The sequence below is a fragment of the Bacillus sp. SIMBA_008 genome, assembly GCF_046535495.1.
GTDB lineage: Bacteria > Bacillota > Bacilli > Bacillales > Bacillaceae > Bacillus > Bacillus subtilis.
Window position 1 is genome coordinate 1 of record NZ_JAWRWL010001433.1, and the last position, 229, is coordinate 229.

General features: G+C 39.7%; 1 protein-coding gene. It reads left to right on the top strand.

All coding sequences use genetic code 11. The features are described from left to right. Positions 1–229: YmdB family metallophosphoesterase (locus SB658_RS28220; protein WP_410603919.1), on the top strand; the 229-nt coding region annotated here is incomplete at both ends.

The window sequence follows — 229 nt, forward strand, 5'->3', positions numbered from 1 at the left end:
CCTACAGCAGATAATCGTATTTTACCAAGCGGAACCGCATATATCACAGATGTTGGTATGACAGGTCCTTACGATGGGATTTTAGGTATGGATCGAGAAGCGGTATTGAAGAAGTTTTTAACAAACTTACCAGTACGATTTGAAGTGACAAGTGGTAGAACACAATTAAGTGCAGTGCTAGTTGATGTGGATCCTAATACAGGAAAAGCTAAGAAAATCCAGCGTATCT